Origin of the sequence: Paraburkholderia hayleyella, from assembly GCF_009455685.1 — a bacterium.
Taxonomy (GTDB): domain Bacteria; phylum Pseudomonadota; class Gammaproteobacteria; order Burkholderiales; family Burkholderiaceae; genus Paraburkholderia; species Paraburkholderia hayleyella.
In genome coordinates, this window is the sequence record NZ_QPES01000001.1 from 1,321,494 (window position 1) to 1,347,088 (window position 25,595).

Here is a 25,595-nt window from a genome sequence, read left to right on the forward strand (position 1 = left end):
TGCTTTCGTGAACGTACAAAAAATTTTGATTGTCCGCGTGTCATCGCTGGGTGACGTCGTCCACAACATGCCGGTGATCGCCGACATTCGGCGCAAATATCCCGAGGCCCAGATCGACTGGCTCGTCGAAGAAAACTTCGTGAGCCTCGTGCAACTGGTGGCCGGGGTGCACCGGGCGCTGCCGGTTTCGCTGCGGCGCTGGCGCAAGCGGCTGCTGTCACCGGCCAACTGGCGCGAAGTGCGGGCGTTTCGCCAGGCGCTAGTGGCGGAAAACTACGATCTGGTGATCGATTGCCAAGGCCTGATTAAAACCGCGTGGCTGGCGCGCATGGCGCGTGGCCAACTGGTGGGGCTGGCGAACCGGACCGAAGGCGCAGGTTTCGAATGGCCCGTGCGTTTTTTTTATGACCGGCGTGTGCCGATCGCGCCGCATACGCATGTCGTCGAGCGCACGCGGCAACTGGTGGCGGCCGCGTTGAACGAGCCGCCGCCCCAGCCCACTGACCTCATTGATTTCGGCCTGAATGTGCCGCGCGCCGCAGAGGCGCTCGCGCAAGCCGGGCTGAATTTGCCGGTGCCGTATGTGGTGTTCGTGCATGCCACCTCACGTGCGGACAAGCAATGGCCCGAAGCCGCGTGGATCGAACTGGGCGAGGCGCTGGTACAGCGGGGCGCGTCGCTTGTGCTGCCGTGGGGCAGCGCCGCGGAGCGCGCAACCAGCGAGCGTCTCGCCCAGGCGCTCGGCGCGGCGGCGATCGTGCCGCCTTCCTTGACGCTGCCCGCGGTGGTGGGATTGCTTGATGGCGCAGCGGCCACGGTCGGCGTCGACACCGGGCTGGTTCATATCGCCGCAGCGCTTAAGCGGCCAACGGTCGAACTGTACAATTTCGAGACTGCGTGGCGCACCGGAGGCTACTGGTCGACCAATATCGTCAATCTCGGCACCACGGGGCACCCCCCCACGTTGCAACAGGTGAAGTCCGCACTAGCCGGTTTCGGCCTGCTCTCACGCAGCACGTAAGCCTGTAAGCCCTTAAGCGCAGGCGCTGTCATGCCCTGCGCGTCATCTGCCACCGCCCGGTTGAGGCAGCAGTGGCCCATTTGTTTTCACAGACCACCATGAACCAATCCCAGATTATCGAAGTCACGTCCGCCGACTGGAGCGGGCACGACCTGGCATTGCCGCGCGAAACGCTGCTGGAGAGTGTCGAGCGCGGCAAGGTGCTGTATTTCCCGCATTTGCGTTTTGCTGTCGAAGGCGGTGAGTCCGCCTTGCTCGACCCCGCGCTGGCGGACCCGGCACGCAAGAACATCAGCCTGGAACCCAATGGAGGGGCGCTGCATGGTGTGCTGGGCGACGCCGTGCAGCGCTCGGCGGTGCGTGCGCTGATTACACGTTATCAGGTGAATGCGCGCTCGCTTGTCGACGGTCTTTTTCCGGAGTACAGCGGCGCCTTGCGCGTGGCACCCACCAGCCTGCGGCTGCATCAGGTTGAAACGCGCCAGACCTCATGGCGCAAGGACGATAGCCGTTTGCATGTCGATGCCTTTCCGTCGCGGCCCAATTACGGCGAACGTATCTTGCGCGTGTTCACCAACGTGAATCCGCAGGGCATGCCGCGCGTGTGGCGCGTTGGCGAGCCCTTTGAAGACATGGCGCGGCGCTTTTTGCCTCATATCCGGCCACAACTGCCTGGCGCGGCCTGGCTGCTCAAGCTGTTGCATGTGACGAAAACCCGACGCAGCGCGTATGACCATCTGATGCTGAAGCTGCACGACAGCATGAAAGCCGATCAGGATTATCAGAAAAACTCGCCGCAGCAGACGATGCCGTTTCCGCCTGGCAGTGTATGGATTTGCTTTTCGGATCAGGCATCGCACGCCGTGATGTCGGGCCAGTTCATGCTTGAGCAAACTTTTTTTCTGCCGGTGCGAGCGATGGTCCAGCCAGAATGCGCTCCGCTAGGCATTTTGCAACGGCTGCAGGGCCGGGCCCTGGTGTGAGTGCGATGGTGAGTGGGATGGTGAGTGCGATGACAGGCATGAGCGCGAGCGTGGATACGATAGTGCAGCGGGTTCGAGAGCGGCATGAGCGAGTGCGAAGCAAGCAGAGGGCGCGAACGTCATGCTAAGAACCTTGTATCGCGCGCTCTGGTGGCTGGCGGCGCCAGCCGCGGTGACGCGCCTGCTGTTGCGCTCACGTCAGGAGCGGGGTTACCGCGAGCATATCGCCGAGCGTTTTGGCTGCACCGCGGGGCGGCCGCTCGATGACCATGCGCCGTTGATCTGGGTGCATGCCGTTTCGGTGGGCGAGACGCGGGCTGCCCAGCCGCTGATCGAGGCGCTGCTGCAAGCACGCCCTGACGCACGGGTGCTGCTGACCCACATGACCCCAGGCGGCCGGGCGACAGGCGAGCAGATTTTCGGCGAGCGCGTGCTACGCAGTTATCTGCCCTACGATGTGCCACACGCCGTGCGGCGTTTTTTACGCGCCTGGCGGCCCACGCTTGGGTTGGTCATGGAAACTGAAGTCTGGCCGACGCTCATCGAAGAATGCCAGCGTCGGGGTGTGCCACTCGTGCTGACCAATGCCCGTATGTCGGCGCGTTCATTCCGGCGTGCCTCGCGTTTTGGCGCGGCCACACGGGAAGTCTTTGGCGGCTTTTCCCGCGTGCTGGCGCAAAGCCCCGCCGATGCCGAGCGTCTGCTGGCGCTCGGGGCGCGCAATGTCACGGTGCTCGGCAATCTCAAGTTCGACATGAACACGCCCGCGGAACAGGTGGCGCAGGGTCATGCCTGGCGCGCGGCCTTTGGCGCGCGGCCCGTGTGGGTGGCGGCGAGCACCCGTGAAGGCGAGGAGGAACAGGTGCTGCAAGCGTTTGCGGCGCTGAATGTCGCGCGGGCGCTGCTGATTCTGGTGCCGCGTCATCCGCAACGTTTTGCCGAGGTGGCGGCATTGGTGGCGCGTCATCGGTTGCGTTGCGAACGCCGTTCGTCATGGGCGGTGGACGGCGCTGTCGCCGGGACGGCTGAGAAGCTGGATGAAGATGTCCAGGTCTGGCTTGGCGATTCGATGGGTGAGCTGGGCGCGTATTACGCGGCGGCGGATATTGCGTTTATCGGCGGCAGCCTGTTGCCGTTTGGCGGACAAAATCTGATCGAGGCCTGTGCCGTCGGCGTGCCGGTGCTGATTGGGCCCCATGTGTTTAATTTCACCCAGGCGACAGCGGATGCCGTGGCGGCGGGCGCGGTGCTTCAGGTGCAAGACGCGGCTGAACTGGCGCGTACCCTGCAGACGCTGTTCAGCGACAAGCCGCAACGTACCGCGATGGGTGCGGCGGCAGCGGCATTTGCCGCACGGCATCGGGGGGCGACGGCACGCACGGTTGAGGTGCTGCTGACCTTGCTGCCGTAATGGCCGAGTGAAATGGAGGTGAAGCGTGAAGAGGAAGAGGGGGCCGATGCCATCAGGCATCGGCCCCCTCTTCGGTTAACACGGTTCACAACCCCCGCATGGATGAATCAGACAGGCTGGTTTAAAACGCTGTGAATGGCCCCGCTTGCGTACCGACAGTGGCGCCTTGCACGGCGCTATAAACGCTTCGTCCGAAGAAGAACGGTAGGCCCCACATGTGCTGTGAACCTCGCGTGCCAATATTGTTGTACGCATGGTTCTTGGCGGTCCAGACCTGATCCAGGCTCGTTATTGAGAACGGTATGGATTTCTGGCTGCCGTCATTGAGCGTTACCAGCGCCGTGAGACTTAGTGTTTTGGGAGGGATGTACCAGTTCGTGGCACTGATAGGGATGGAGCCGTCGTAAAACATCATCGAATTGGTTCCGCTATCGAACATGCCGTTTCTGGCAATACCGCCGTACGTAACCGTAGTCCATCCAAATGTGTTTACCGGCACGATCGAGACACTCGCGGGCATTTGATTGTTCGTGCGTGTCCCGATGCCGAATATGAGTTCTCCCGTGACGGTGGGGGCGCCTTCTGCAGGTACATCAGGCAAGCGGATGATAGTGCCATTGTTATCGCTGTCGAACGCCATCACAGGGTGAGTGACTTGAGTGCCGGGGCCGACGCTTGCCGGCGTGCAGGAGGTCGCCGTTGGGCAACTGTAGTAGCCAACGGACGTGTCGACTTTGCTGAAACCAATCCCGACGAGCCCGTTCGCATCAAGCGCTTCTGGGGTACCCATGTTTTTGCCTCCGCGTTGTGCGCAGACATCAAGGGAGGGGAAATTAGGATCGCCGCCAATCTGGATGGGAATGGCGGGGGCTTTTTTATCGCCCATGAGGACATCGGCTAGTGCTATCGGGCCCCATATGTACCCCGAACCAAACGTCGAACATTCAGTAAGTGGTGATGAAGTGCCTGAAGCATTGAGCGCGGTAAACTGCGCCCGCAAGTTTGCCGGGATGGCGCTATTGAGCACGCGGACACCGATTGAACCGGTATCGAGCACCATGCGGTCAATGGTCGCGCACTGGGCGGGATCTTTTGAGCCTGGTGGACAGATGGTGACGGTCACAAATGGCTGATTTACGTTGTTGCTCGTTGCGGAGAACTCTTTGACGAGGATCGGAATCGTATTGCTGCCGACTTTCGCTCCACTATCGCCGCCCGTTGTGCCGCCGCCACCGCCAGTGGTTCCGCTATCGCCGCCCGTTGTGCCGCCGCCACCGCCGGTGGTTCCGCTATCGCCGCCCGTTGTGCCGCCGCCACCGCCGGTGGTTCCGCCACCGCCGCCCGTTGTGCCGCCACCACCGCCGGTGGTTCCGCTACCGCCGCCCGTTGTGCCGCCACCACCGCCGGTGGTTCCGCCACCGCCACCCGTTGTGCCACTGCCGCCGCCGGTGGTTCCGCCACCGCCGCCCGTTGTGCCGCCACCGCCACCGGTGGTTCCGCTACCGCCGCCCGTTGTGCCACTGCCACCACCGGTCGTGCCTTTGTCGGCAGGTTTGGAGGGCTTGTTAACCGAAGGAGGCGCGACCCAGGATTTGTCATCCTGGCCACCACCACCGCCGCCACAGGCGGACAGAACTGTACTGGCTGCCAGTACAGTGCAGCAAAGCGCTTGATTAAAAGTAAAAGTCTTCATGGTTTGTATTTTTGTCACTCAACGGGAATAGCGCGGAAATAGCGTCACGGCAGATCGTAGACATTGACACCGGCAGGTACGAGCTTGGGCAGGTAAGCTCTGCCGGATGCACTGCCTGGATGAGCGAACGATTCGATCTTGAGGTCGCCGGCACCCCCGACTAACGGCCCGAGGCCGGGCGCTGCAGCTTGGCTTGCCTGGGCAAAATTGGGGAAATAGCTCCCCAGAAGCTGCGTCATGTCAGGCCGGATGGGGCCGTTCCAGGTGAGCGCAAACACGATGTTGTCAGGCAGGACGTATTCGCGGATGGTGACACCCTCGGATGTTTGCGATTGCCGTACGGAGTAAGCCGCGTTGGGGGCAACGGCCTGTGCCGCCGAGAGCTGTTTGGCTGCCGGGTGCTGTTTGAGCGTTGACGTTGAGTGCGGAATTTCGCTAGGGGCTGCGCCTAGCGTTGCATGAGCAGCAAGGGGGAGAAGCATCGCAACGGTTGCTGCGACGTGGATCATTTTCATCAAACATGCTCCTAAGTCAAGTCGGAGCATGGTGCCAGAGGACACTGGGTGATTAATTTAGGACGTTTCTGAATGTATCCAGTGTTTTACTGGAATTCGGCATAGTTATTGGCATGTAATTCATGCTATTACATGCCGCCCGCCCGGGAAGACCGAAAGGAGGGAAAGCGTTGAACGCCTGCAAGGCGCAGGCGTGAGTGGGATCAATACGTGGGAACGGCAGGGTCGACAAGCTGGGACCACGCATGAATGCCGCCTTCGAGATTGAAGACTTCAGCGTGACCATTGGCCTCGAGAAAGCGCGCAACCTGGGCGCTGCGCGCACCGTGGTGGCAGATGCAGACGAGTGGCGCATCGTCATCGAGCTCGGCGTAGCGCGCGGGAATATCGCGCATGGGAATCGTCTGGCTACCCGTGATTTTGGCGGTTTCGATTTCCCATGGCTCGCGGACGTCGAGCAGCACGGGGGCCGCGCGTGACGCATCGGCAAGCCAGGCGGCCAGCGCGGGGGCGGACAGGTTTTGCATCGGCAGGTCTGGTTGATTCAGGGGGCAGGGGTTCGGCGGAGATTGGGCAAACGCGAGGCCCGGCTCAGAACTTGAAGCGCGAAGGTTGTTCCGCGTTGACGAGCGGCGTGACCATCGTCTCGAAAAGATCCGTGGTGTGGAACTGCTGTTCGCCGAGACGCGTGATGATTTGCGCTTCCAGCACCGGGGCGGTGCCCACGAACACGGCCAGGCGCCCACCGGGTTTGAGCTGTTCAAGCAGGCCGGACGGCAGCATCGGCACGCTGCCGGAGAAGCAGATCACGTCGTAGGGTGCCGCCTTGTCCTTGTCCCAGCCGCGGGCACCGTCGCCGCAAATGACGTCAGCGTTTTGCACGCCATTGGCCGCGAGCCGGGCGCGGGCGTAGGCGACCAGTTCCGCTTCAATTTCGATCGAAAGCACATGCTGTGCCCGATGCGCCAGCAGTGCCGCCATATAACCCGAGCCCGTGCCGATTTCCAGCACGTTTTCGTGTTTTTTGACCGCGAGTGCTTGCAACACGCGCGCTTCAACCCGGGGGTGCAGCATGTTCTGGCCGCACGGCAAGGGGATTTCGAAATCGGCAAAAGCCAGATCGCGGTAAGCCTCAGGGACGAAATTTTCACGTTTGACGATGGACAGCAGGTTCAGCACGTCCAGGTCGAGCACATCCCATGGACGGATTTGCTGTTCGATCATGTTGAAACGCGCTTGCTCGATATTCATGATGGGTTCGACGGTGTAAAGGCTGCCCGTGAGGGACGGCGAAGGTCTGGGAGGAAAAACTGGAGCGATTGTATCAAACGCCCAGCGCGCATGATTCATGCCTGTTATGGCGCTTTCAGCTTTTGCTGTTTTTGATCTGCGCTTCGAAGGCGAGATCGAGCTTGCTGGCGCGGCGCGGCTGTTGCGGGCCGAAGGCATCGACAAACTTGACGAATTCGTCAAGGGCGAGCGCTGCAGAAAGAGGTTTCCCTGCCGGCGCGGCTTTGTCGGTGAGATAAAACATCCCGCCTGGCAGGCTGACCGCAGCGTAATAAGGATGCCCGCTACGGGTTTTGAGCCGTTCGACGGCGTGAATGGCGCGTGTAGTCCGCATGGTTAGGAGCGAGGGTTCAAGTCGGGAGGGAGGAGAGGGCGTTCATGGCCAGGCGCGAAGCCCGTCATAGCTCGTAGGTTTCTTGTCCGCCCTTGAGCGCGTGCTCGATCAGCTTGCGGTTCAGGCTCGGCGAGAGCAGCTCGACCAGCGTATACACATAGCTGCGCAGGTAGGCACCCTGCTTGAGCGCGACCCGCGTGACATTGCTGCCGAACAGGTGGCCGACGGGCATCGCGCGTAACTGGCGATCGCGTTCGGCGCTGAACGCAAGATCAGCCATAATGCCGACCCCGAGCCCGAGTTCGACATAGGTTTTGATCACGTCAGCGTCGATTGCTTCAAGCACGATATCCGGCGTGAGCCCGCGCAGGCGGAAGGCTTCGTCGATCTTGCTGCGTCCGGCGAAGGCATTGCCGTAGGTAATCAGGGGATATTGCGCCAGATCATCGAGCGACAACTGCTTGCGCTCCAGCAACGGGTGCTCTGGCTGCACCACCGCGATATGGCGCCACTGGAAACAGGGCAACGACACCAGATCCTTGTAATCCGCCAGGGATTCGGTGGCGATGGCCAGATCAGCCTGGTCATGAAGCACCATTTCCGCGACCTGGGTCGGGTTGCCTTGCAGGATCGACAGATGCACTTTCGGAAAACGTTTTTTGAATTCGGCGATGGCGGCAGGTAACGCATAGCGCGCCTGGGTGTGCGTCGCCGCGATGACCAGGTTGCCCTGGTCTTGCGCGGCGAAGTCTTTGCCCACGCGCTTGAGGCTCTCGACTTCCTGCAGGATTTTTTCGACCGAAGCCAGAATGATCCGGCCCGGCTCGGTCAGCGAGCGCACCCGTTTGCCATGGCGCGTGAAAATTTCGACGCCAAGCTCATCTTCCAGTTCGATGATCGCCTTCGATACGCCGGGCTGGCTGGTAAACAAGGCCTTGGCGGCTTCGGTGAGGTTGAAGTTTTGCCGGACGGCCTCGCGCACAAAGCGAAACTGGTGCAGATTCATTTATAACCCTGTTGCATATAAAAAGAATTTTTTAGTCGTTTGAAATATAAAGCGAGTTTATTACGATTTATCCACGTTTTCCAATATGCATAGCTGCATCTGTCATTAGCGAGCGCGGTTGAAGAAGGGGTCAGAAGGTTTTGCTTACTTCATCGCGCCGCTGTTACGCCCTATGTTGTGTTCCTTGTATTGCGGCGCCCCTGTGTCGGGCCCTTGTGTTGTGCCTTGTTCTGCCACTTTTAGGGTCCCCAAAATGTACCAATACGACCAGTACGATCAGACCATCGTTGATGAACGCGTGGCGCAATACCGGGATCAGGTCCGGCGGCGGCTGTCGGGCGAGCTGGACGAAGAAGAATTTCGTCCGCTGCGCCTGCAAAACGGCCTGTACATGCAGCGGCACGCCTACATGCATCGCATCGCTATCCCCTATGGCAACCTGCGCTCGGACCAGTTACGCATGCTGGCGCAGATCGCCCGCGATTACGATCGCGGCTATGGCCACTTTTCCACTCGCTCGAACATCCAGTACAACTGGATCCGTCTCGAAGACACCCCTGATATCCTGGCTAAGCTCGCTTCGGTGCAAATGCACGGCATCCAGACTTCAGGCAACTGCATTCGCAACATCACCGCTGACCAGTTCGCCGGCGTTGCCCCCGATGAGATCGTCGATCCGCGGCCATGGGCTGAAATCTTGCGCCAGTGGTCGACGTTTCACCCCGAGTTCGCCTGGCTGCCACGCAAGTTCAAGGTGGCCGTATCGGGCTCGCGCGAGGACCGCGCCGCCGTGCAGGTACACGACCTGGGCGTGTACCTGAAGAAAAACGCGCAGGGCGAGATCGTGGCCAGCATTCTGGCCGGAGGGGGCCTCGGACGCACGCCGATCGTGGGCGCGATCATCCGTGAAGATTTACCCTGGCAGCATCTGCTGAGCTATTGCGAAGCCGTGTTGCGGGTCTATAACCGCTACGGCCGGCGCGACAACATTTACAAGGCACGGATCAAGATTCTGGTGAAGGCGCTTTCGCCTGAAAAATTCGCCCAGCAAGTCGAAGCGGAATGGCAGCACCTGAAAGACGGCCCCGCCACGCTTACGCAAGCCGAGGTGAGCCGCGTCGCGCGTTATTTCGAGCCGCCGCAGTACGCGAAGCTGCCGGATACCGATGCCTCCTTCGAAAGTCATTTGCTCGAAAACCGCGCGTTTGCCCGCTGGGTGGAGCGCAATGTCCGGCCGCACCGGGTGCCGGGTTATGCCTCGGTGACGCTGTCGCTGAAGTCCCCGACCATCGCGCCGGGAGATGCCACCGATAGCCAGATGGACGCCGTCGCGGATTGGGCCGATGCGTATTCGCTCGGTGAGATTCGCGTGTCGCACGAGCAAAACCTGATTCTCGCCAACGTGCAAAAACGCGATCTGTTCGCCTTGTGGGAAAAAGCCCGGGCCGTGGGTTTCGCCGCCCCGAACATCGGCTTGCTGACAGACATCATCGCTTGCCCTGGCGGCGATTTTTGCTCACTGGCCAACGCCAAATCGATCCCGATTGCGCTCGCGCTCCAGCAGCGTTTCAGCGATCTCGATTACGTTCATGACCTGGGTGACCTGTCGCTGAACATCTCCGGCTGCATCAACGCCTGCGGCCATCATCACGTCGGCAACATTGGCGTGTTAGGGGTCGATAAGGATGGCTCGGAGTGGTATCAGGTGACGCTCGGCGGCGAGCAGGGCAGTGGCGCGGAGGGCGCGCAACTGGGCCGGGTGATGGGTCCGTCGTTCTCCGCTGACGAAATGCCCGACGTGGTTTCCAGGGTGATTGATACGTTTGTCGCCCATCGTCAGGATGGCGAACGCTTTATCGACACCTATAACCGCATCGGCATGGCGCCCTTCAAGGAGCGCGTGTACGCCATGCGCCAGCCCGTACATGCCGCACATGCCTGATATAGGCCCACAGGCCCACAGGCCCGGGCAGGCCGGATTTCCCGCTTGGGACCAGGATGAAACAAGGAACCCGCCAAATGGCTTTGATCATTAAAAACCGCATGATCGTGGACGATGGCTGGAGCGTCGTGCGCCCAGCCGAAGACGGCACCCTGCCTGCTGTTGCCGCGTTGCCTGGCGGGCCGCTTCTGCTGCCGCTGGCGTTATGGCAGGCCGAGCGCGAAGCATTGAGCGCCCGGCCTGCCGCGGAACTCGGCGTGTGGCTCAGCCCCGATAGCGAACCCGCTGAGATCGTGGCCGATTTCGCCCACATCGCGCTCATCGCCGTTGATTTTCCGGTGTTCCGCGATGGCCGCGGCTATAGCATTGCGCGTTTGTTGCGCGAGCGTTATGGCTATCAGGGCGAGCTGCGCGCGATCGGCGATGTGTTGCGCGATCAATTGGGCTATCTCGCGCGTTGCGGCTTCGATGCCTTTGCCGTGCGCGCCGACAAGGATTTACATGATGCGCTGAAAGCCTTCGACGAATTCACCGTGCAGTACCAGGGTGCGGTCGATCAACCTGAGCCGCTTTTTCGCCGCCGTGCGGCCCTTGCATCATGAGCGCCGCGACCCTCGACACGACGTTGCCCGCCGGGCTCGAAGCGAAGGTCGAGCGGCTGGATGCGCTGCTCGATTCGATTGCCGCACGCCATGCCCGCGTGAAGCTCGCTAGCAGCCTCGCCGCCGAAGACATGCTGCTGACGCATGCGATCCTCTCGCGCGGCGTGCGCATCGGCATTTTTTCGCTCAATACCGGGCGTCTGCATGCCGAGACGCTCGGCATGTTCGATCGGGTACGCGAGCGCTATGGCTATGAGATTGAGCAGTGGCATCCGCAAGCCGCTGCCGTGGATGAATACGTGCGGCTTCATGGACTGAATGCGTTTTACGAAAGCGTCGACTTGCGGCGCCAGTGCTGCGAAATCCGCAAGGTCGAACCCCTGAACCGGGCGCTCGCCGGCGTCAGTGCCTGGGTGACCGGGCAGCGCCGCGAGCAGTCGGTGACGCGCACCGAGCTGCATGAAGAGGAGCACGACGCCGCACGCGATATCGTCAAGTTCAATCCGCTGGCCGATTGGAACGAGGCGCAAGTGTGGGCCTATCTGAAGGCCTTCGCGGTGCCGGTGAATCCGCTGCACGCGCGCGGCTATCCCAGCATTGGCTGCGAACCCTGCACCCGGGCGATTCGCCCCGGCGAAGACAGCCGCGCGGGACGCTGGTGGTGGGAAAACCGCGATACGAAGGAATGTGGTTTGCATGTCGCCAGTGCGCTGCCGGCACAAGGCACGGCTCATTGATCACGAATTCTTCCGCCGGGTGCCACTCATGACGTTTGAGGACGTGCTTGAGAACGTGCTTGAGAACGTTTGTAACACCTCATTTCCAGGATTCCAGGACATCCGTTTTACGTCGCCATGCCACCGCCGCTAGCGACCCTACCGAACTTTGAAAGGCCCCGACCATGACTGCCGTGCCCGATTCCCTGACTGCCATGATTCCTGATCTCGCTCGCACTGCCCCCGCGCCGCACGCCAGCGCCTCCAGCCGCATGGACCACCTCGACTGGCTCGAAGCGGAGTCGATTCACATCCTGCGCGAACTCGTTGCCGAATGCAGCCGCCCGGCGTTGCTGTTTTCAGGCGGTAAAGATTCCGTGGTGGTGCTGCATCTCGCGCTCAAGGCATTTGGCCTGGGCGCACAACGCAAAACCACGCTGCCGTTTCCGCTGGTGCATATCGACACCGGTCACAACTACAGCGAAGTGATTGATTTCCGTGACCGGCGTGCCGCGCAAATCGGCGCGCAACTTGTCGTGGGCCATGTCGAGGAGTCGATCCGGCGCGGCACCGTGCGCTTGCGCCGCGCCACTGATTCGCGTAACGCCGCGCAGGCCGTCACGCTGCTCGAAACCATCGCTGAACACGGCTATACCGCACTGATTGGCGGCGCACGCCGCGACGAAGAAAAAGCGCGGGCTAAAGAGCGCATCTTCTCGTTCCGCGATGAGTTTGGCCAGTGGGACCCCAAGGCCCAGCGTCCAGAACTCTGGAGCCTGTACAACGCCCGCTTGCATCAGGGTGAACACCTGCGCGTGTTTCCCATTTCCAACTGGACTGAGCTCGATATCTGGCAATACATCGCCCGTGAGCAGCTTGAGTTGCCCTCTATCTACTACGCGCATCAGCGCGAAATCGTGCGTCGCAATGGCCTGCTCGTGCCGGTCACGCCGCTTACACCGTTGCGCGATGGCGAAACCAGCGAAACCGCGTTAGTGCGGTTTCGCACCGTCGGCGACATTAGCTGCACTTGCCCCGTCGCCAGCGATGCCGACGACGTCGAGAAGATCATCGCCGAAACCGCCGTGACCGAAATCACCGAGCGCGGCGCGACCCGGATGGACGATCAGACCTCCGAAGCCGCGATGGAACAGCGCAAGAAACAAGGTTATTTCTAGACCGTCATCCGAGGAATTATTCATCATGAACATCGATCAACCTGAAGACCTCGGCGTGCTGCGCTTTATTACGGCGGGCAGCGTCGATGACGGTAAAAGCACGCTGATCGGCCGCCTGCTGTATGACAGCAAGGCCGTGTTGTCGGATCAGTTATCGGCGCTGTCACGGGCCAAAAACAAACGCACCGTTGGCGATGAAATTGATCTTTCGTTGCTGACCGATGGTCTTGAAGCGGAGCGCGAGCAAGGCATTACGATCGACGTCGCCTATCGCTACTTCGCTACCGCGCGGCGCAAGTTCATCATTGCCGACACCCCCGGCCACGAGCAGTACACCCGCAACATGGTGACGGGCGCCTCGACCGCGCACGCTGCAATCATTCTGATTGACGCCACGCGTATCACTCACGAGCACGATGCCCACGATGCAGGGGGCACCGCGCGATTACTGCCGCAAACCCGGCGTCATAGCGCGATCGTCAAGCTGCTCGGCTTGCAGCATGTGATCGTCGCGGTCAACAAGATGGATCTGGTCGATTACAGCGAAGCGCGCTTCAATGAAATCCGTGAAGCGTATGTCGCGCTGGCCAGTCAGCTCGGGCTGACTGGGGTGCGTTTCGTGCCCGTCTCGGCCCTGAAGGGCGACAACATCGTCAGGGCCAGCGAACGCATGCCGTGGTATGCGGGCGAGCCTTTGCTCGATGTGCTGGAAGCGCTGCCTGTTGAGTTGCCAACCGGTCAGGCGCTGCGCTTTCCGGTGCAATGGGTCGCGCGTCAGGACGGCAGCCAGGCCGATGATTTTCGTGGCTACATGGGCCGCATCGAAGCGGGCGAAGTGAAGCGGGGCGATGCGGTTGTCGTGCTGCCCGCAAACCGTGCCGCGACCATCGCCGAGATCATCGCCCCCGTGCCAGGCGGCACCGCCCAGGTGGAGCGCGCGTTTGCCGGGCAGACCGTGACCTTGCGGCTGGCCGAAGACATCGATGTCTCGCGCGGCGACACGTTTGTGCTGTCCACCGACGCTCCCACGCCCGCGAAGAAACTCGAAGCCGATCTGTGCTGGTTCGACGAAACGCCGCTTTCGACGCAACGCAAATATCTGCTGAAGCAAACCACCCACACGGTGTTCGCGCGGATTGGCGCGATTCGCCAGGTGCTCGATGTGCAGACGTTGCTGCAAGCGACCGACCGCCATGAACTCACGATGAACGACATTGGCCGCGTTGCGCTGACCGTGCAAAAGCCGCTGGTGTGCGACGCCTACGATTCGCATCCGGCTACTGGCGCCTTCGTCCTGATCGACGAAGCCACGCATCATACGGTTGCCGCGGGCATGATCCGGGCGTATGCCGCTTGAGCGGCATGAGCGGCAGAACGCGCACTGAAGAGACTCAACAAAGCGGATCGACGGTTATGGGCAAGGTGTATCTAGTGGGCGCAGGGCCTGGCGCGGCGGACCTCATTACGGTGCGCGGCGCGCGTTTGCTGGCGGCGGCGGACCTTGTGCTGCACGACGCGCTGGTCGAGCCCGCCATGCTTGAACATGCGCCAGGGGCACGCAAGATCGCCGTGGGGAAACGTTGCGGTCAGCGCTCCACGGCGCAGCAGTTCATCAACCGGCAGATCATCGACGCCGCACAACGGCATGCGATTGTCGTGCGCTTGAAGGGCGGCGATCCGATGCTGTTTGGCCGCGCTGACGAAGAAATGCGTGCGCTCGAAGCCGCGGGCATCGAGTACGAAGTCGTGCCGGGGATTACGGCCGCGCTGGCGGGGGCTGCCTCGCTCAAGCGCTCCCTGACGTTGCGTGGCGTGTCGCGCAGTGTGGCGCTGGCCACGCATAGCCGCGCTGCCGATACCGTAGCGATCCGCGAGCAAGTGAATGCGGATTCGCTGGTGTTCTATATGGGCCGCGACAGTGCGCCCGAGATCGCGCAGCAACTGATTGCGGCCGGGCGGCCGGGTACGACGCCGGTGGCGCTGGTTGAAGCGTGCAGCACGCCGCGCGAGCGGGTGCTGACGTTGACGCTGGCTGCGCTTGCGGCGGGCGCGGCGCTCACGTGGCTGGATGCGGCCCAGCCGAGCCTGCTGATGATCGGTGAGGCGTTTGCGGCGCGGGGCGCGGTGGCTTCGGCTGCCGTTGCGGTTGAGCCCGCTGTCCAGCCTGGGATGTCGCGCGCGGCTTGACGTTGGGCGCGAACGGAAGACTTTCAGGAAATTTGCCGAAGCAGTCAGATTTTTACTGGAAGTCTTTCCGTGCCACAGCCGAATCTCAGATTTGCCGCAGGCAATATCCGGCGAGTGCATCGAGCACGGTTTCGTCTTCGCCGATGGTGAGCGCGCAATGGATCGTCACCTTCGGGTGCGCGGCGCGGCACTGCTCAAGCACGGCAGGCAAATCGCGCCGCACATGAGCGCCCTGGCCGAAAAACACAGGGACCACGGTGATGGTGCGGCAGCCTTCCTGTACCTGTGCGGCAATCGCGTGCGGCAAGTCGGGCTGCATCAGTTCAAGAAACGCGAGCGATACCGGCCCGGCCGTACCGCGTGCGGCCCGTAATTTTTCCGCTAGCCGGGCAAACGGTTCGGCCCAACGCGGCTCGCGCGCACCATGCCCAAATAAAACGATGCCGTGCGGCTTCAGGGTGGCGGGCGTCATGCTTAATGCCGGTCGACCCACTTCAGGCCGATGAGCCCGAGTGCGAGATAGATCAGGCCCGGCGTGGCGGCGGTGAGCGGTGCAGGCCAGGTATTGAGCGTGCCGATGTGGGAAAAAAGCGTGTTGATCAACTGAAAACTCATGCCCAGCATGATGCCGCCGAACACCTTGATGCCCACCACGCCTGCGCGTGTATGCAAATAGGCAAAGGGCAACGACAGCACCAGCATCACGAATACCGCGAACGGGTACAGCAGCTTGCGCCAGAGCGCGATTTCGTAGCGCTGGCTGTCCTGATGGTTTTCCGTCAAATGCTGGATGTAGCGAAAGAGGTTGAACATCGACATGCGTTCTGGCGACACCAGCAGTACCGAGAGGATTTGCGGCGTCAGCTCCGAGCGCAGCAAATACTCGGGCAGCGCGATTTGTTTCGCCTGATAAACCGGATTCAGGGCATCGGTGGGCTTGCCGCGCAACGGTGCGACATCCAGCAGTTGCGTGTCGGTGACGCCCGTGAGTTGCCAGTGGCCTGGGGGCCGGTAGGTGCCGCTTTGGGCAATGCGCACGTTCGACAAACGGAACTGCGGGTCGAATTCGTAAATGCGCACGTTGCTGATAGTCGAATCAGGCTTGAGTTCTCCGACGTTGACAAAACGCGTGACCTGCGCGCCATCGGCACGGGCGGTGAGGGTGTCCTTGACCCAGACGCCGGATTCGAAATTGCTCGAAACGGATGAGCCCATCGCCTCAAGACGCACCCGTTCGGAGAGCTGGTCGGTGTAAGGCCCGATCACTTCGCCGATCAGGTAGGTGAGAAACACCAGCGGAATGCCGATCTTCAGGAGTGAGCGCAACGCCTGGTTGGTCGCCAGCCCTGAGACACGAAAAATGGTGTATTCGGAGTTGGCCGCCATCTGGGCGAAGACGTAGATGGCGCTAATCAACGCGGCCACGGGAATGATTTCGTAAAAGCGCGAAGGGGTTTGCAGCGTGACGCGCAGCACCGCATAGCCCAGGCGGTAATTGCCATGGCCGACGGAGTTCAGCTCGTTGATCAGGTCGAAAAAGAAAAACAGCCCGGAAAACGCGAACAGGATGAAGATGAACGTCAGGTAGATCTGGCGCGCGAAATATTTTTCATACAGACGCATCGCTTAAGCCCCCCGCGATGCACGGTGCTGCCGCGTGCGTGAAGTGCGTGAAGTGCGTGAAAAGAGCGGCCGGTTGCGCACTCGCAGCCAGAAAATAAACGCCACCACAGCCGCCACGATGAGATGTAGCCCGACGAGCCCGACGCCAAACGACAGTTTGCCTTGCTCGATCCACGATTGCACGACGTTGAGCAGGTTTGAATAAGTCAGATAGATCAGCACGGCCATCACCAGGTTGATCGTGCGGCTGCGGCGCGGGTTCTGGTGCGCCAGCGGGATCGCCAGCAGCATCAGGTTGATGGCGATCAGTGGCAGACCTGCGCGCCAGGCGAGTTCGGCGAGGTTGTTGCGTGTCGGGTTGCGCAATAGTTCGAGCGTGGGTGTGCCGGTTGTGCTGGGTGCGTTGACGACCGGCTGGCTCTGGATTTTCACGCCGTAGCGCTCGAACTCCATGATGCGGAAATTCGGATGGCCGGGTTCGCCATCGTAGCGCCGGCCATTTTCGAGCACGACAAAACGGTCACCGTTTTTATGGGTTTCAGTGTGGCCATTTTTGGACACGACCAGGTTGACCTTGCCGTTCTCGGTGCCCGTGACGAAGACATTTTCGACGTGGCCCTGGTCGGGCGACATTTTCTCGATGAAGAACACCCGGTGGCTCGCGGCGGATTCACGAAATTGCCCGGGCGCGAGCAACGAAACCTCGTCGCGTTGCTGAAACCGCGCACGAATCAGCTTGTTTTGCTGATTCGACCAGGGCCAGCCCACGAACACGAAAAACACGATGAGAAGGATGATTGGGGTGGCAAAAATGCCAATGGGTTTGATGAAGCGCGTGAGACTGACGCCCGAGGCAAACCAGACGACCATCTCGGAATCCTTGTACCAGCGCGTCAGCACGAACAGGATGGAGATAAACAGGGTGGCGACCAGCATGATCGCCAGATAGCCGATCACGGTGAGGCCGATGAGAACCAGCACATCGCGTGGATCGATTTCGCCTGAAGCGGCAAAACCGACGATGCGGATCATCATCGTCGTGAGCACGAGCGTGAGAAGCACCATGAACACGGCACCAGCCGTATACGCGAGTTCGCGCTGGAGGGAGCGTTCGAAAATCATTCCGGGTGGAGAGAGGGCGCGTCTGAATGGCGCCTGGGCGATTGCCGGTGAAGCCGGTAAATGAAATGCCCAGGTACTGTCCGAGCCGCCGCCAGGGGAAAAAATAGCGGATAATCGCGGCTTTCATCCTAAGCCCAGATCTTATCCGAGGACCAAGCGCGATGGACTTTAGCATAAAAGCCTGTGACTGGAACAAAGGCTCGACAAACGGCTTTGCCGCCGGAAAATCCGATTGCATCGTCATCGGGATATTCGAGTCGCAGACGCTCTTTGGCGCTGCACGCGAGATCGACAAGGCCACCAAAGGCCTTTTGACCCGCCTCATCAAGGCGGGCGACATGGACGGAAAAAACGGCACCACGCTGTTTTTGCATGAAGTGCCGGGCATCGGCGCCTCGCGCGTGCTGCTCGTGGGGCTGGGCAAGCAGGATGCCTTCAGTCAAAAGGCCTACGGCGATGCGGTGCGGGCGGCATGGCGCGCGTTGCTGGGCACCCAGCTCGCTCAGGTGACGTTCACGCTGGCGCAATTGCCGGTGCAAGAGCGTGCCGCTAGCTGGTGCGTGCGCGCCGCCATCGTCGCGTTGCGCGAACTGTCGTATAAATTCACCCAGTTGAAAAGCCAGGCCGATCACAGCCCGCGTTCGCTTAAGCGCGTCATGTTCAGCGTTGACGCGGGCGACGAAAAAGCGGCGCGCATCGCCGCCAAACACGGCGCGGCGTTGGGCAATGGCATGGATCTCACCCGTGATCTCGGCAATTTGCCGGGCAACGTCTGCACCCCCACTTATCTGGCGAACACCGCGAAAAAACTGGCCAAAGACTGGAACCTGAAAGTCGAGGTGCTGGGCCAAAAGCGCCTTGAAGCGCTGAAAATGGGTTCGTTTTTATCGGTGACACGCGGCTCGGTTGAACCACCGCAATTCATCGTCCTGCAGTATCAGGGCGCGGCGGCCAAGGCTGCGCCGGTGGTGCTGGTCGGCAAGGGCATTACGTTCGATAGCGGTGGCATTTCGCTCAAGCCTGGCGAGGGCATGGACGAAATGAAGTACGACATGTGCGGCGCGGGCTCCGTGCTCGGCACGCTGCGCGCCGTGGCGGAGATGGGGCTGAAGCTCAATGTGGTCGGTATTATTCCGACTTGCGAGAACATGCCCTCGGGCCATGCCACCAAGCCTGGCGATATCGTCACCAGCATGTCGGGCCTCACGATCGAAGTGCTGAACACCGATGCCGAAGGGCGCCTGATTTTGTGCGATGCGCTGACTTACGCGGCGCGCTTCAAACCCGCTGCCGTGATTGATATCGCCACGCTGACGGGCGCTTGCATCATCGCGCTGGGTCACCATAACAGCGGGCTTTTTTCGAAAGACGATGCGCTGGCGGGTGAATTGCTCGATGCCTCAAAAGAAGCCTGCGATCCCGCCTGGCGCTTGCCGCTCGATGACGAATATCAGGAGCAGCTCAAGTCGAATTTCGCCGATCTGGCCAATATTGGTGGCCGGCCGGCGGGCAGCGTGACGGCGGCATGCTTCCTCTCGCGCTTCACCGGGGCGTATCCGTGGGCTCACCTCGATATCGCGGGCACAGCCTGGAAGAGCGGTGCGGCCAAGGGGGCGACGGGCCGTCCGGTACCGCTGCTCGCGCAGTTCCTGATCGACCGCGCGGGGCAATAATGCGCTGGGGCGTGCTGTGACGCGCATCGATTTTCATTCGAACGTGGGGGATGCGTTGCTGTATGCATGCCGCCTCGTGCGCAAGGCGTATCAGGCTGGCCAGCCGCTTGTCGTCCTGGCTGAAGGCCCGCGCCTGCGCGCGTTCGACGAGCGGTTGTGGACCTTCGCACCGCTCGATTTCGTGCCGCATTGCATGGCGGACAACGCGCTGGCCGCGCAAACCCCCGTGGTGCTGACTGAACAGCTTGACGATGTGCCGCCTTATCCGGTGTTGTTGAATCTGGGGGCTAGCGTGCCGCCGCAATTCGCCCGCTTCGAGCGCTTGCTGGAAGTGGTGGGCGATACCCCCAGTGATCTGGCCGCAGGTCGTGACCGTTATCGTTTTTATCGTGATCGCGGTTATCCGCTGAACAATTACAAGCAGGGCGATCAGGCCTCGGGGCGCGAGCAGGCCTGACTGTTACCGCCGGCTCTTGTTTGATCCGTCGACTCATCGATCCATCGGCTCAGCCGCTTTATCGCTGGAGTGTATTTGTGTCTGATTCGTCTGATTCTCTCGATTCCCCGATTCCGGTTCTGACCGATATCCTGGTCGTGGGCGATCCCGTGCGCGGCGCGCCGGAACCTGGCGCGGCCGAGGCCGTGATGTCTCCCGCCGTGCCTGAAATGGACGTGGCGGCAGCCGCCGTGGCGTCCCCCGCCGTCTCATCCGTTCAGGCGCCCGATCTTTACCTTGCGCTCAACGCCGACCTGCTGGCCGAGCGGCTTCAGGGACGCTGCATGAGTTATCTGACGGGGGAAGGGCGCGAGGCGGTCGAAGCCCGCTGTCGTGACCTGCTGCAAGACCAGACCCAATGGCTCGTCAACCAGATCACGCGTGAAGTCGCGCTCTCGCTCGAAACTAAAATGGCGGAGTGGGTACGCGAGGCGGTGCATGAAGAGCTGGCTGTGCGTCTGGCAGAAATGCCTGCGGGACCAAAGACTAACGCGGAGGGCTAACGCAGCCCCTCCCGGCAGGACGGCCCCAATCCGTGGACGAGGCCCATGCCGGAGCAGTCAGTCAACAATCAGACGGTTTTTATTTGAGCGAGAGGATCCAGCTAGCCAGCGTGGCGGCCTGTTCAGGGGTGAGTTGCGTGTTGGCGGGCATTGGCACTGGGCCCCAGAGGCTGGTACTGCCTTCGGTGATTTTGCGGGCGAGATAGGCCTGCGCATCGTCGCGCGAGGCATAGCGTTGGGCTACGTCGCGTAGCGCGGGGCCCATTGAAGTGCGATCTATGGCGTGGCAGCTCATGCAGTTTTGCTGCTGGGCGAGCATCAGACCTTGCGCCGAAGCGTTTTGTGAGGCAACGCCAGACAACAGAACACTCGCTAGCGTGAGTGCGGCAAACAACATTGGTTTCATTGCGCTCCCCGCCGTGGCATAGGCCCGGCTTATCGTCGCCGCATTATAGAAGCAAAGCGCGGCGCGGCCACCTGGTGAGCTGCATCCCACATTCTGTTAGCGGGTTTGACAGGCCGTGCTGACTGGCGATTGTGCCCAGCCAGCACGGGAGCTTTGGCGGGCTAGCCCGTGACTGCGCCCTGGTGGGCGGGCAGGGCCAGCGCGGCGTACTTCGCTAGCACGCCACGGGTGTAACGCGGTGCGGGCGGTTGCCATGCCGCGCGGCGGCGTTCGAGTTCGGCGTCATCGACGTTCAGTTGCAGCAGCAACCGATGGGCGTCGATAGTGATCGAATCGCCTTCGCGTACCAGCGCAATCGTGCCGCCGATAAAGGCTTCGGGCGCCACGTGCCCGACGACCATGCCCCACGTTCCGCCAGAGAAGCGGCCATCCGTAATCAGGCCCACGGTCTCGCCCAGCCCTTTACCGATGATGGCGGAAGTCGGCGCCAGCATTTCCGGCATGCCGGGGCCGCCTTTCGGGCCGAGATAGCGCAGCACGATGACATCGCCCGCCTGAATCTTGTCGGCGAGAATCGCTTCGAGCGCGCTTTGCTCGTTGTCGAACACCCGTGCCGGCCCGGTGATGACCGGGTTCTTCAGGCCGGTGATCTTGGCGACCGCGCCATCGGTGGCCAGGTTGCCTTTCAGAATGGCCAGATGGCCTTCCTTATAAAGCGCCTGCGCGATCGGGAAAATCACTTGCTGATCGGCGGGGGCGCGGAGGGCACATCTTTGAGCTCTTCGGCCAGCGTCTTGCCGGTGATCGTGATGCACTCGCCATGCAGCAGCCCGGCGTCGAGCAGGATCTTCATCACTTGCGGCACACCGCCTGCCTTGTGCAGATCGGTGGCGACGAACTGGCCCGAGGGCTTGAGATTGCAGATCACCGGCACGCGTTTGCGGATCCGTTCGAAGTCGTCGATGGCCCACTCGACTTCGGCGGCGTGCGCAATGGCGAGGTAATGCAGCACCGCGTTGGTCGAGCCGCCGGTCGCCATGATCACCGCGACGGCATTTTCAATCGACTTTCGGGTGATGATGTCGCGCGGTTTGAGGTCGCGCTTCACGGCTTCGACCAGCACGCGAGCGGATTCGGCGGCGGACGTGACTTTTTCCTCGTCAGGGTTGGCCATCGTCGACGAATATAGCAACGACATGCCCAGCGCCTCGAACGAGGAACTCATGGTGTTGGCGGTATACATGCCGCCGCATGAGCCTGTTGAAGGACAGGCATTTTTTTCGATCCCGTCAAAATCTTCCTGCGACATCCGCCCCGCAGTGAATTCGCCGACTGCCTCGAACGAGGACACGATGGTCAGGTCAGTGCCTTTCCAGTTGCCTGGGCGAATCGTGCCGCCGTACACGTAGATGCCGGGCACGTTCATGCGCGCGAGGCCGATCATGCCGCCTGGCATGTTTTTGTCGCAGCCGCCGATCACGACGACACCATCCATCCATTGGCCCTGCACGCAGGTTTCGATGCAATCGGCGATGACTTCGCGCGACACGAGCGAGTACTTCATGCCTTCGGTGCCCATCGACATACCGTCGGAGATGGTCGGCGTGCCGAAAATTTGAGGGTTGGCGCCCGCGCTTTTGACGGCGGCCACGGCTGCATCCGCGAGACGTTGCAGGCCTGCATTGCACGGCGTGATGGTGGAATGGCCGTTGGCGATGCCGATCATCGGCTTGTCGAAATCGTCTTTTTTGTAGCCGAGGGCGTAAAACATCGAACGGTTCGGCGAACGCGCCACGCCTTGCGTGATGTTCTTTGAACGGCGGTTGTAGGGCATGAGGAACTCCATCCAGACTGTTTTGTTTGAAAGCGTATGTGGGGTAAAGAAGCCGGTTGCAGAAACGTCGCGCAAGCATGCCGCCTCCTGATCTGTGTGTCCAATATATTATTCGTGGCTTATTCAGTCGTAAAAGATATCAATCATGCCTCCTGTGAGCGCTACTCCTGATTTGCGCCAGTTACGTTATTTCGTCGCGGTGGCCGAGGAAAAACACTTCGGCCGCGCGGCGGCGCGCCTTCTGATGACTCAGCCGCCGCTTTCGCAGGCGATTCGCGCGCTGGAAGAGTCGCTGGGGGTGGCGCTTTTTGCCCGCACCCGGCGCTCGGTCGAACTGACGGCCGTTGGGGCTGACTTGTTGCCGGAGGTGCAGCGGCTGCTGGCCGATGCCGACGCTTTGCGCCCGCTGGCGCAAAGCCTGGCCCATGGCGAAGCGGGGCGCTTGTCGCTGGCGTTTGTATCGACGGCGGATTACGGGCTGCTGCCGTTGCTGCTGCGCGACTTTGGCGCACGCTACCCACGCGTGCGCTTGCAGCTCACCGAAGCCACCAGCGATGTGCAGATCGACGAGCTGATTGCGGGCCGTATCGACGCGGGGCTGGTGATTGCGCCATTGCCACCACGCCATGCCGCGCAACTGTCGTGGCTGGCGCTCGCGCGCGAGCCCCTTGTGATTGCGCTGTCGACTGAGCATGCGGCACGCGTGGCACCCGATGGGCCCGCCGGCACGGAGTGGCATGACACCCCGGTGAGCCTGCACGATGTAGGGCAGATACCGCTCGTGATCTTTCCCAGACATTTGGCGCCGGGTTTTTATGACATCATCATGGGCTGCTATCGCGTTGCAGGCCTGACGCCGTCTATTGGTCAGGAAGCGATCCAGATGCAGACCATCGTGAGTCTCGTTTCGGCGGGTATGGGCGTGGCACTTGTGCCGCAGTCGCTGCGCAACTTGCGCCGCACGGGGGTGGTATACCGGCCGCTGCGCGAATCAGTGCCTGCGATCGAAACCGGCCTGGTCTGGCGCACGGCGCATGTCAGCCCCGTGCTCGCAGGCTTTATCGACATCGTGCGCGCCCATGCGGGCAGTGCGCCCTGAACGGGGACCGATTGAAGCCCGATTCAAGCACGATTGACTTCCGATTGAAGCCCGACTCTTTCTCCGAATGTGCCTTGAACATGGCGGCTACTGTTTCCTGACCCTTTCTTCCTTTTTCTTCCTACGCTCCTCCTACGATGCTCATTCATCCGAATTTCGATCCCATCGCCCTTCATCTGGGGCCGCTTGCGGTGCGCTGGTATGGCCTGATGTACCTGGTGGCTTTTATCTCGGCGATTGTCGTCGCGCGTTTGCGGCTGCGGCTGCCGTTTGTGGCCGCGCAAGGCTGGACCCGCAAGGATATCGACGACATGCTGTTTTACGGCGTGCTCGGCACGGTGCTGGGCGGGCGCCTCGGTTATGTGCTGTTTTACAAGGCGAGTTTTTACTTCGCTCATCCGCTCGATATCTTCAAGGTCTGGGAAGGCGGCATGTCGTTTCATGGCGGCTTTCTGGGCGTGACGCTGGCGATGGTGCTTTTTGCCCGGCAGCGGCAGCGCACGTGGCTGCAAGTGACGGACTTCGTCGCGCCGATGGTGCCTGCGGGGCTGGCGGCGGGGCGCCTCGGCAACTTTATCAATGGCGAGCTATGGGGGCGCGTGACCGATCCGGCCGCGCCCTGGGCGATGCTGTTTCCCAGCGCGGCCAACGAAGACGCAAGCTGGTTCGTCATGCATCCGCACCTGCTGCTGCAATGGAACCTTGGCGCGGTGTATGCGCAATATCATTTGCTGCCGCGCCATCCATCGCAGTTGTACGAGATCGCGCTGGAAGGGGTCGTGCTGTTTCTCGTGCTGTGGTTTTTCTCGAGCAAGCCGCGCCCGGTGGGCGCGATCTCCGCGGTGTTCCTGATTGGCTATGGGCTCGCCCGCTTTATCGTTGAATTTGCCCGCGAGCCGGATGATTTTCTCGGCTTGCTTGCGCTGGGTTTTTCGATGGGGCAATGGCTGTCGCTGCCGATGGTGTTCGCTGGCGTCATGATGCTGCTGTGGGCGTACCGGCGTGTCCGGCAAACGAGCGTGCCAGGCCCTGGCTGAATATCGCGCCATCGCGTCATCGCGCCATCGCGCTGAGATGCACACGGCGGCGGGTCTTGATGAAACGCCACGGTGATTCGGTATGACTGAATCATCGTGGCGTTTTTGCTGGCTGGGCAGGCTGTGCGTGGTGTGACGTGCCGCGCTGCCCGCGGGGGCTTACTTCATCTGCACTGAGCCGGACACACTGACGGTGACCGTTGTTGTGCCGCCTTCGATCGGCACGGGCGCTGACTGGGCGTTATCGCTGCTCATGGCGCGCACGCTCATCATCATGGGTCGTGGCGAGATGCCGCCGTTACGTCCGACATTCACTTCGCGGATCGAGTAGCTGCCGTAGCCGAAGGCCTGCGCGGCTGAGCTGGCTTGCTGACGGAATGTGGCAATGGCCTGGCCAGTCAGTTTCTGTTCGGCGGCACGCTGGGCTTCAGGTGACAGCGAGAACTGCACGTCACCGACTTGCATGCCCGGAGCCATTTGTCCCGCGAGCTTTGATGCGGCTGCGAAATCGTGCGATTCGAGCACGACTTCAGTGCGGCCACGCCAGGCCGAGATGCGGCCATCACGATTGTTCGAAGGGCCAATGGAGAATGAGCCAGTGTGAGCGGTCACGCCAGTGACGCCTTTGGCTTTTTGCAACGCGGCATCCGCGTGCTGGTTGAGCGCGGTGGTGAGGGTGGCGGGATCTTTGGCTTCCTGCTCATAGAACAGGGTGATGTGGACGGTGTCCTGCGGGACATCCATGCTGGACTGTGCATTGAGCGACAGCACGCCAGCTGGCTGGGATTGCGAGGCGTCTTGGGCTGCCACGGCAGCGGTTGGCGTAAACGCCAGGATGAGCGGAGCGGCGCAGGCGCCGGCCAGCGCCAGAGCGAGTGCAGTTTTTCTGTTCATTATCAGGTTCCTTGCTTGAAGGTAATGCGC

The 25,595-nt window shown here is 61.4% G+C and carries 25 protein-coding genes and 1 pseudogene; 14 read left to right on the forward strand and 12 right to left on the reverse strand.

The annotated features are described in order from the left end of the window. The first annotated feature begins 7 nt into the window (after positions 1-7). The 3 genes from waaC to waaA all read left to right on the forward strand — a co-directional run bounded on the left by waaC (position 8) and on the right by waaA (position 3,415). Positions 8-1,021 (forward strand): lipopolysaccharide heptosyltransferase I, encoded by a 1,014-nt coding sequence (waaC, locus tag GH657_RS06045; protein ID WP_153099868.1) that lies wholly within the window; start codon positions 8-10, stop codon positions 1,019-1,021. Positions 1,022-1,119: 98 nt separating this feature from the next. Beyond that, the gene (gene kdoO, locus GH657_RS06050; protein WP_153099869.1) at positions 1,120-2,004 is read left to right on the forward strand and encodes a Kdo hydroxylase KdoO; all 885 of its coding nucleotides are present in this window, start codon (positions 1,120-1,122) and stop codon (positions 2,002-2,004) included. Between the two features lie 121 nt (positions 2,005-2,125). Then, positions 2,126-3,415, forward strand: coding sequence for a lipid IV(A) 3-deoxy-D-manno-octulosonic acid transferase (waaA, locus tag GH657_RS06055; protein ID WP_153099870.1), 1,290 nt, complete (start codon positions 2,126-2,128; stop codon positions 3,413-3,415). A gap of 121 nt (positions 3,416-3,536) precedes the next feature. On the opposite strand, the gene GH657_RS06060 is transcribed toward waaA, so the two are convergent. From GH657_RS06060 to GH657_RS06085, 6 genes are all read right to left on the reverse strand, one after another. Then, the gene (locus GH657_RS06060) at positions 3,537-5,108 is read right to left on the reverse strand and encodes a DUF3443 family protein (protein ID WP_153099871.1); all 1,572 of its coding nucleotides are present in this window, start codon (positions 5,106-5,108) and stop codon (positions 3,537-3,539) included. A 44-nt stretch (positions 5,109-5,152) separates the two neighbouring features. Further along, on the reverse strand, positions 5,153-5,623 hold the full coding sequence (locus GH657_RS06065) for a DUF2844 domain-containing protein (RefSeq protein WP_153099872.1): 471 nt from the start codon (positions 5,621-5,623) through the stop codon (positions 5,153-5,155). Positions 5,624-5,826: 203 nt separating this feature from the next. After that, positions 5,827-6,150 carry a rhodanese-like domain-containing protein gene (locus GH657_RS06070; RefSeq protein ID WP_153099873.1) on the reverse strand — a complete coding sequence of 108 codons (324 nt, stop codon included), beginning with the start codon at positions 6,148-6,150 and terminating at the stop codon, positions 5,827-5,829. A 64-nt stretch (positions 6,151-6,214) separates the two neighbouring features. Continuing rightward, entirely contained in the window at positions 6,215-6,874 is a 660-nt protein-coding gene (locus GH657_RS06075; RefSeq protein WP_153099874.1) for a protein-L-isoaspartate O-methyltransferase family protein, read from the reverse strand. 115 nt (positions 6,875-6,989) lie between these two features. Further along, positions 6,990-7,247, reverse strand: a complete 258-nt coding sequence (locus GH657_RS06080; RefSeq protein WP_153099875.1) for a hypothetical protein — start codon at positions 7,245-7,247, stop codon at positions 6,990-6,992. 64 nt (positions 7,248-7,311) lie between these two features. Next, the gene (locus GH657_RS06085; protein ID WP_153099876.1) at positions 7,312-8,253 is read right to left on the reverse strand and encodes a CysB family HTH-type transcriptional regulator; all 942 of its coding nucleotides are present in this window, start codon (positions 8,251-8,253) and stop codon (positions 7,312-7,314) included. 253 nt (positions 8,254-8,506) lie between these two features. Between GH657_RS06085 and GH657_RS06090 the strand changes: the two genes are divergently transcribed. The 6 genes from GH657_RS06090 (at position 8,507) to cobA (ending at position 14,878) form a co-directional block, all read left to right on the forward strand. Beyond that, positions 8,507-10,195 carry a nitrite/sulfite reductase gene (locus GH657_RS06090; protein WP_153099877.1) on the forward strand — a complete coding sequence of 563 codons (1,689 nt, stop codon included), beginning with the start codon at positions 8,507-8,509 and terminating at the stop codon, positions 10,193-10,195. 77 nt (positions 10,196-10,272) lie between these two features. Beyond that, positions 10,273-10,797 carry a DUF934 domain-containing protein gene (locus tag GH657_RS06095; protein ID WP_153099878.1) on the forward strand — a complete coding sequence of 175 codons (525 nt, stop codon included), beginning with the start codon at positions 10,273-10,275 and terminating at the stop codon, positions 10,795-10,797. Continuing rightward, the gene (locus tag GH657_RS06100) at positions 10,794-11,534 is read left to right on the forward strand and encodes a phosphoadenylyl-sulfate reductase (RefSeq protein ID WP_153099879.1); all 741 of its coding nucleotides are present in this window, start codon (positions 10,794-10,796) and stop codon (positions 11,532-11,534) included. Before GH657_RS06095 ends, GH657_RS06100 begins: the two co-directional genes overlap by 4 nt. 194 nt (positions 11,535-11,728) lie before the next feature. Beyond that, complete coding sequence (gene cysD, locus GH657_RS06105) at positions 11,729-12,691, forward strand: sulfate adenylyltransferase subunit CysD (RefSeq protein WP_153101658.1); 963 nt, start codon at positions 11,729-11,731, stop codon at positions 12,689-12,691. A gap of 25 nt (positions 12,692-12,716) precedes the next feature. Then, positions 12,717-14,048 carry a sulfate adenylyltransferase subunit 1 gene (locus GH657_RS06110; protein ID WP_153099880.1) on the forward strand — a complete coding sequence of 444 codons (1,332 nt, stop codon included), beginning with the start codon at positions 12,717-12,719 and terminating at the stop codon, positions 14,046-14,048. Positions 14,049-14,104: 56 nt separating this feature from the next. Further along, positions 14,105-14,878: a uroporphyrinogen-III C-methyltransferase gene (gene cobA / locus GH657_RS06115; protein WP_153101659.1), complete on the forward strand. Its 774-nt coding sequence runs from the start codon at positions 14,105-14,107 to the stop codon at positions 14,876-14,878. Positions 14,879-14,963: 85 nt separating this feature from the next. On the opposite strand, the gene GH657_RS06120 is transcribed toward cobA, so the two are convergent. From GH657_RS06120 to lptF, 3 genes are read right to left on the reverse strand one after another with little or no spacing between them, the layout of a single operon-like run. Beyond that, a complete protein-coding gene (locus tag GH657_RS06120) occupies positions 14,964-15,350 on the reverse strand; it encodes a sirohydrochlorin chelatase (RefSeq protein ID WP_425495727.1) in 387 nt (128 codons plus the stop codon). Between the two features lie 2 nt (positions 15,351-15,352). After that, entirely contained in the window at positions 15,353-16,501 is a 1,149-nt protein-coding gene (gene lptG, locus GH657_RS06125) for an LPS export ABC transporter permease LptG (protein ID WP_153099881.1), read from the reverse strand. A gap of 3 nt (positions 16,502-16,504) precedes the next feature. Continuing rightward, a complete protein-coding gene (gene lptF, locus GH657_RS06130) occupies positions 16,505-17,623 on the reverse strand; it encodes an LPS export ABC transporter permease LptF (protein WP_153099882.1) in 1,119 nt (372 codons plus the stop codon). Positions 17,624-17,784: 161 nt separating this feature from the next. Between lptF and GH657_RS06135 the strand changes: the two genes are divergently transcribed. The 3 genes from GH657_RS06135 (at position 17,785) to GH657_RS06145 (ending at position 20,295) form a co-directional block, all read left to right on the forward strand. Continuing rightward, positions 17,785-19,296: a leucyl aminopeptidase gene (locus GH657_RS06135; protein ID WP_153099883.1), complete on the forward strand. Its 1,512-nt coding sequence runs from the start codon at positions 17,785-17,787 to the stop codon at positions 19,294-19,296. Between the two features lie 16 nt (positions 19,297-19,312). Next, on the forward strand, positions 19,313-19,753 hold the full coding sequence (locus GH657_RS06140) for a DNA polymerase III subunit chi (protein WP_153099884.1): 441 nt from the start codon (positions 19,313-19,315) through the stop codon (positions 19,751-19,753). Between the two features lie 77 nt (positions 19,754-19,830). Continuing rightward, entirely contained in the window at positions 19,831-20,295 is a 465-nt protein-coding gene (locus GH657_RS06145; protein ID WP_246174010.1) for a DUF2486 family protein, read from the forward strand. 79 nt (positions 20,296-20,374) lie between these two features. On the opposite strand, the gene GH657_RS06150 is transcribed toward GH657_RS06145, so the two are convergent. Together GH657_RS06150 and ilvD are read right to left on the reverse strand one after the other, a co-directional pair. After that, entirely contained in the window at positions 20,375-20,701 is a 327-nt protein-coding gene (locus tag GH657_RS06150) for a c-type cytochrome (protein WP_153099885.1), read from the reverse strand. 161 nt (positions 20,702-20,862) lie between these two features. Beyond that, a pseudogene (gene ilvD, locus GH657_RS06155) lies at positions 20,863-22,535 on the reverse strand (dihydroxy-acid dehydratase). Between the two features lie 145 nt (positions 22,536-22,680). Between ilvD and GH657_RS06160 the strand changes: the two are divergent. Both GH657_RS06160 and lgt read left to right on the forward strand, forming a co-directional pair. Beyond that, the gene (locus tag GH657_RS06160) at positions 22,681-23,634 is read left to right on the forward strand and encodes a LysR family transcriptional regulator (RefSeq protein ID WP_174769883.1); all 954 of its coding nucleotides are present in this window, start codon (positions 22,681-22,683) and stop codon (positions 23,632-23,634) included. A gap of 137 nt (positions 23,635-23,771) precedes the next feature. After that, complete coding sequence (gene lgt, locus GH657_RS06165) at positions 23,772-24,671, forward strand: prolipoprotein diacylglyceryl transferase (protein WP_153099887.1); 900 nt, start codon at positions 23,772-23,774, stop codon at positions 24,669-24,671. Positions 24,672-24,830: 159 nt separating this feature from the next. Here the strand turns inward: lgt and GH657_RS06170 are convergent, their stop codons facing one another. Next, positions 24,831-25,565: an SIMPL domain-containing protein gene (locus tag GH657_RS06170; protein ID WP_153099888.1), complete on the reverse strand. Its 735-nt coding sequence runs from the start codon at positions 25,563-25,565 to the stop codon at positions 24,831-24,833. Positions 25,566-25,595: the final 30 nt, after the last annotated feature.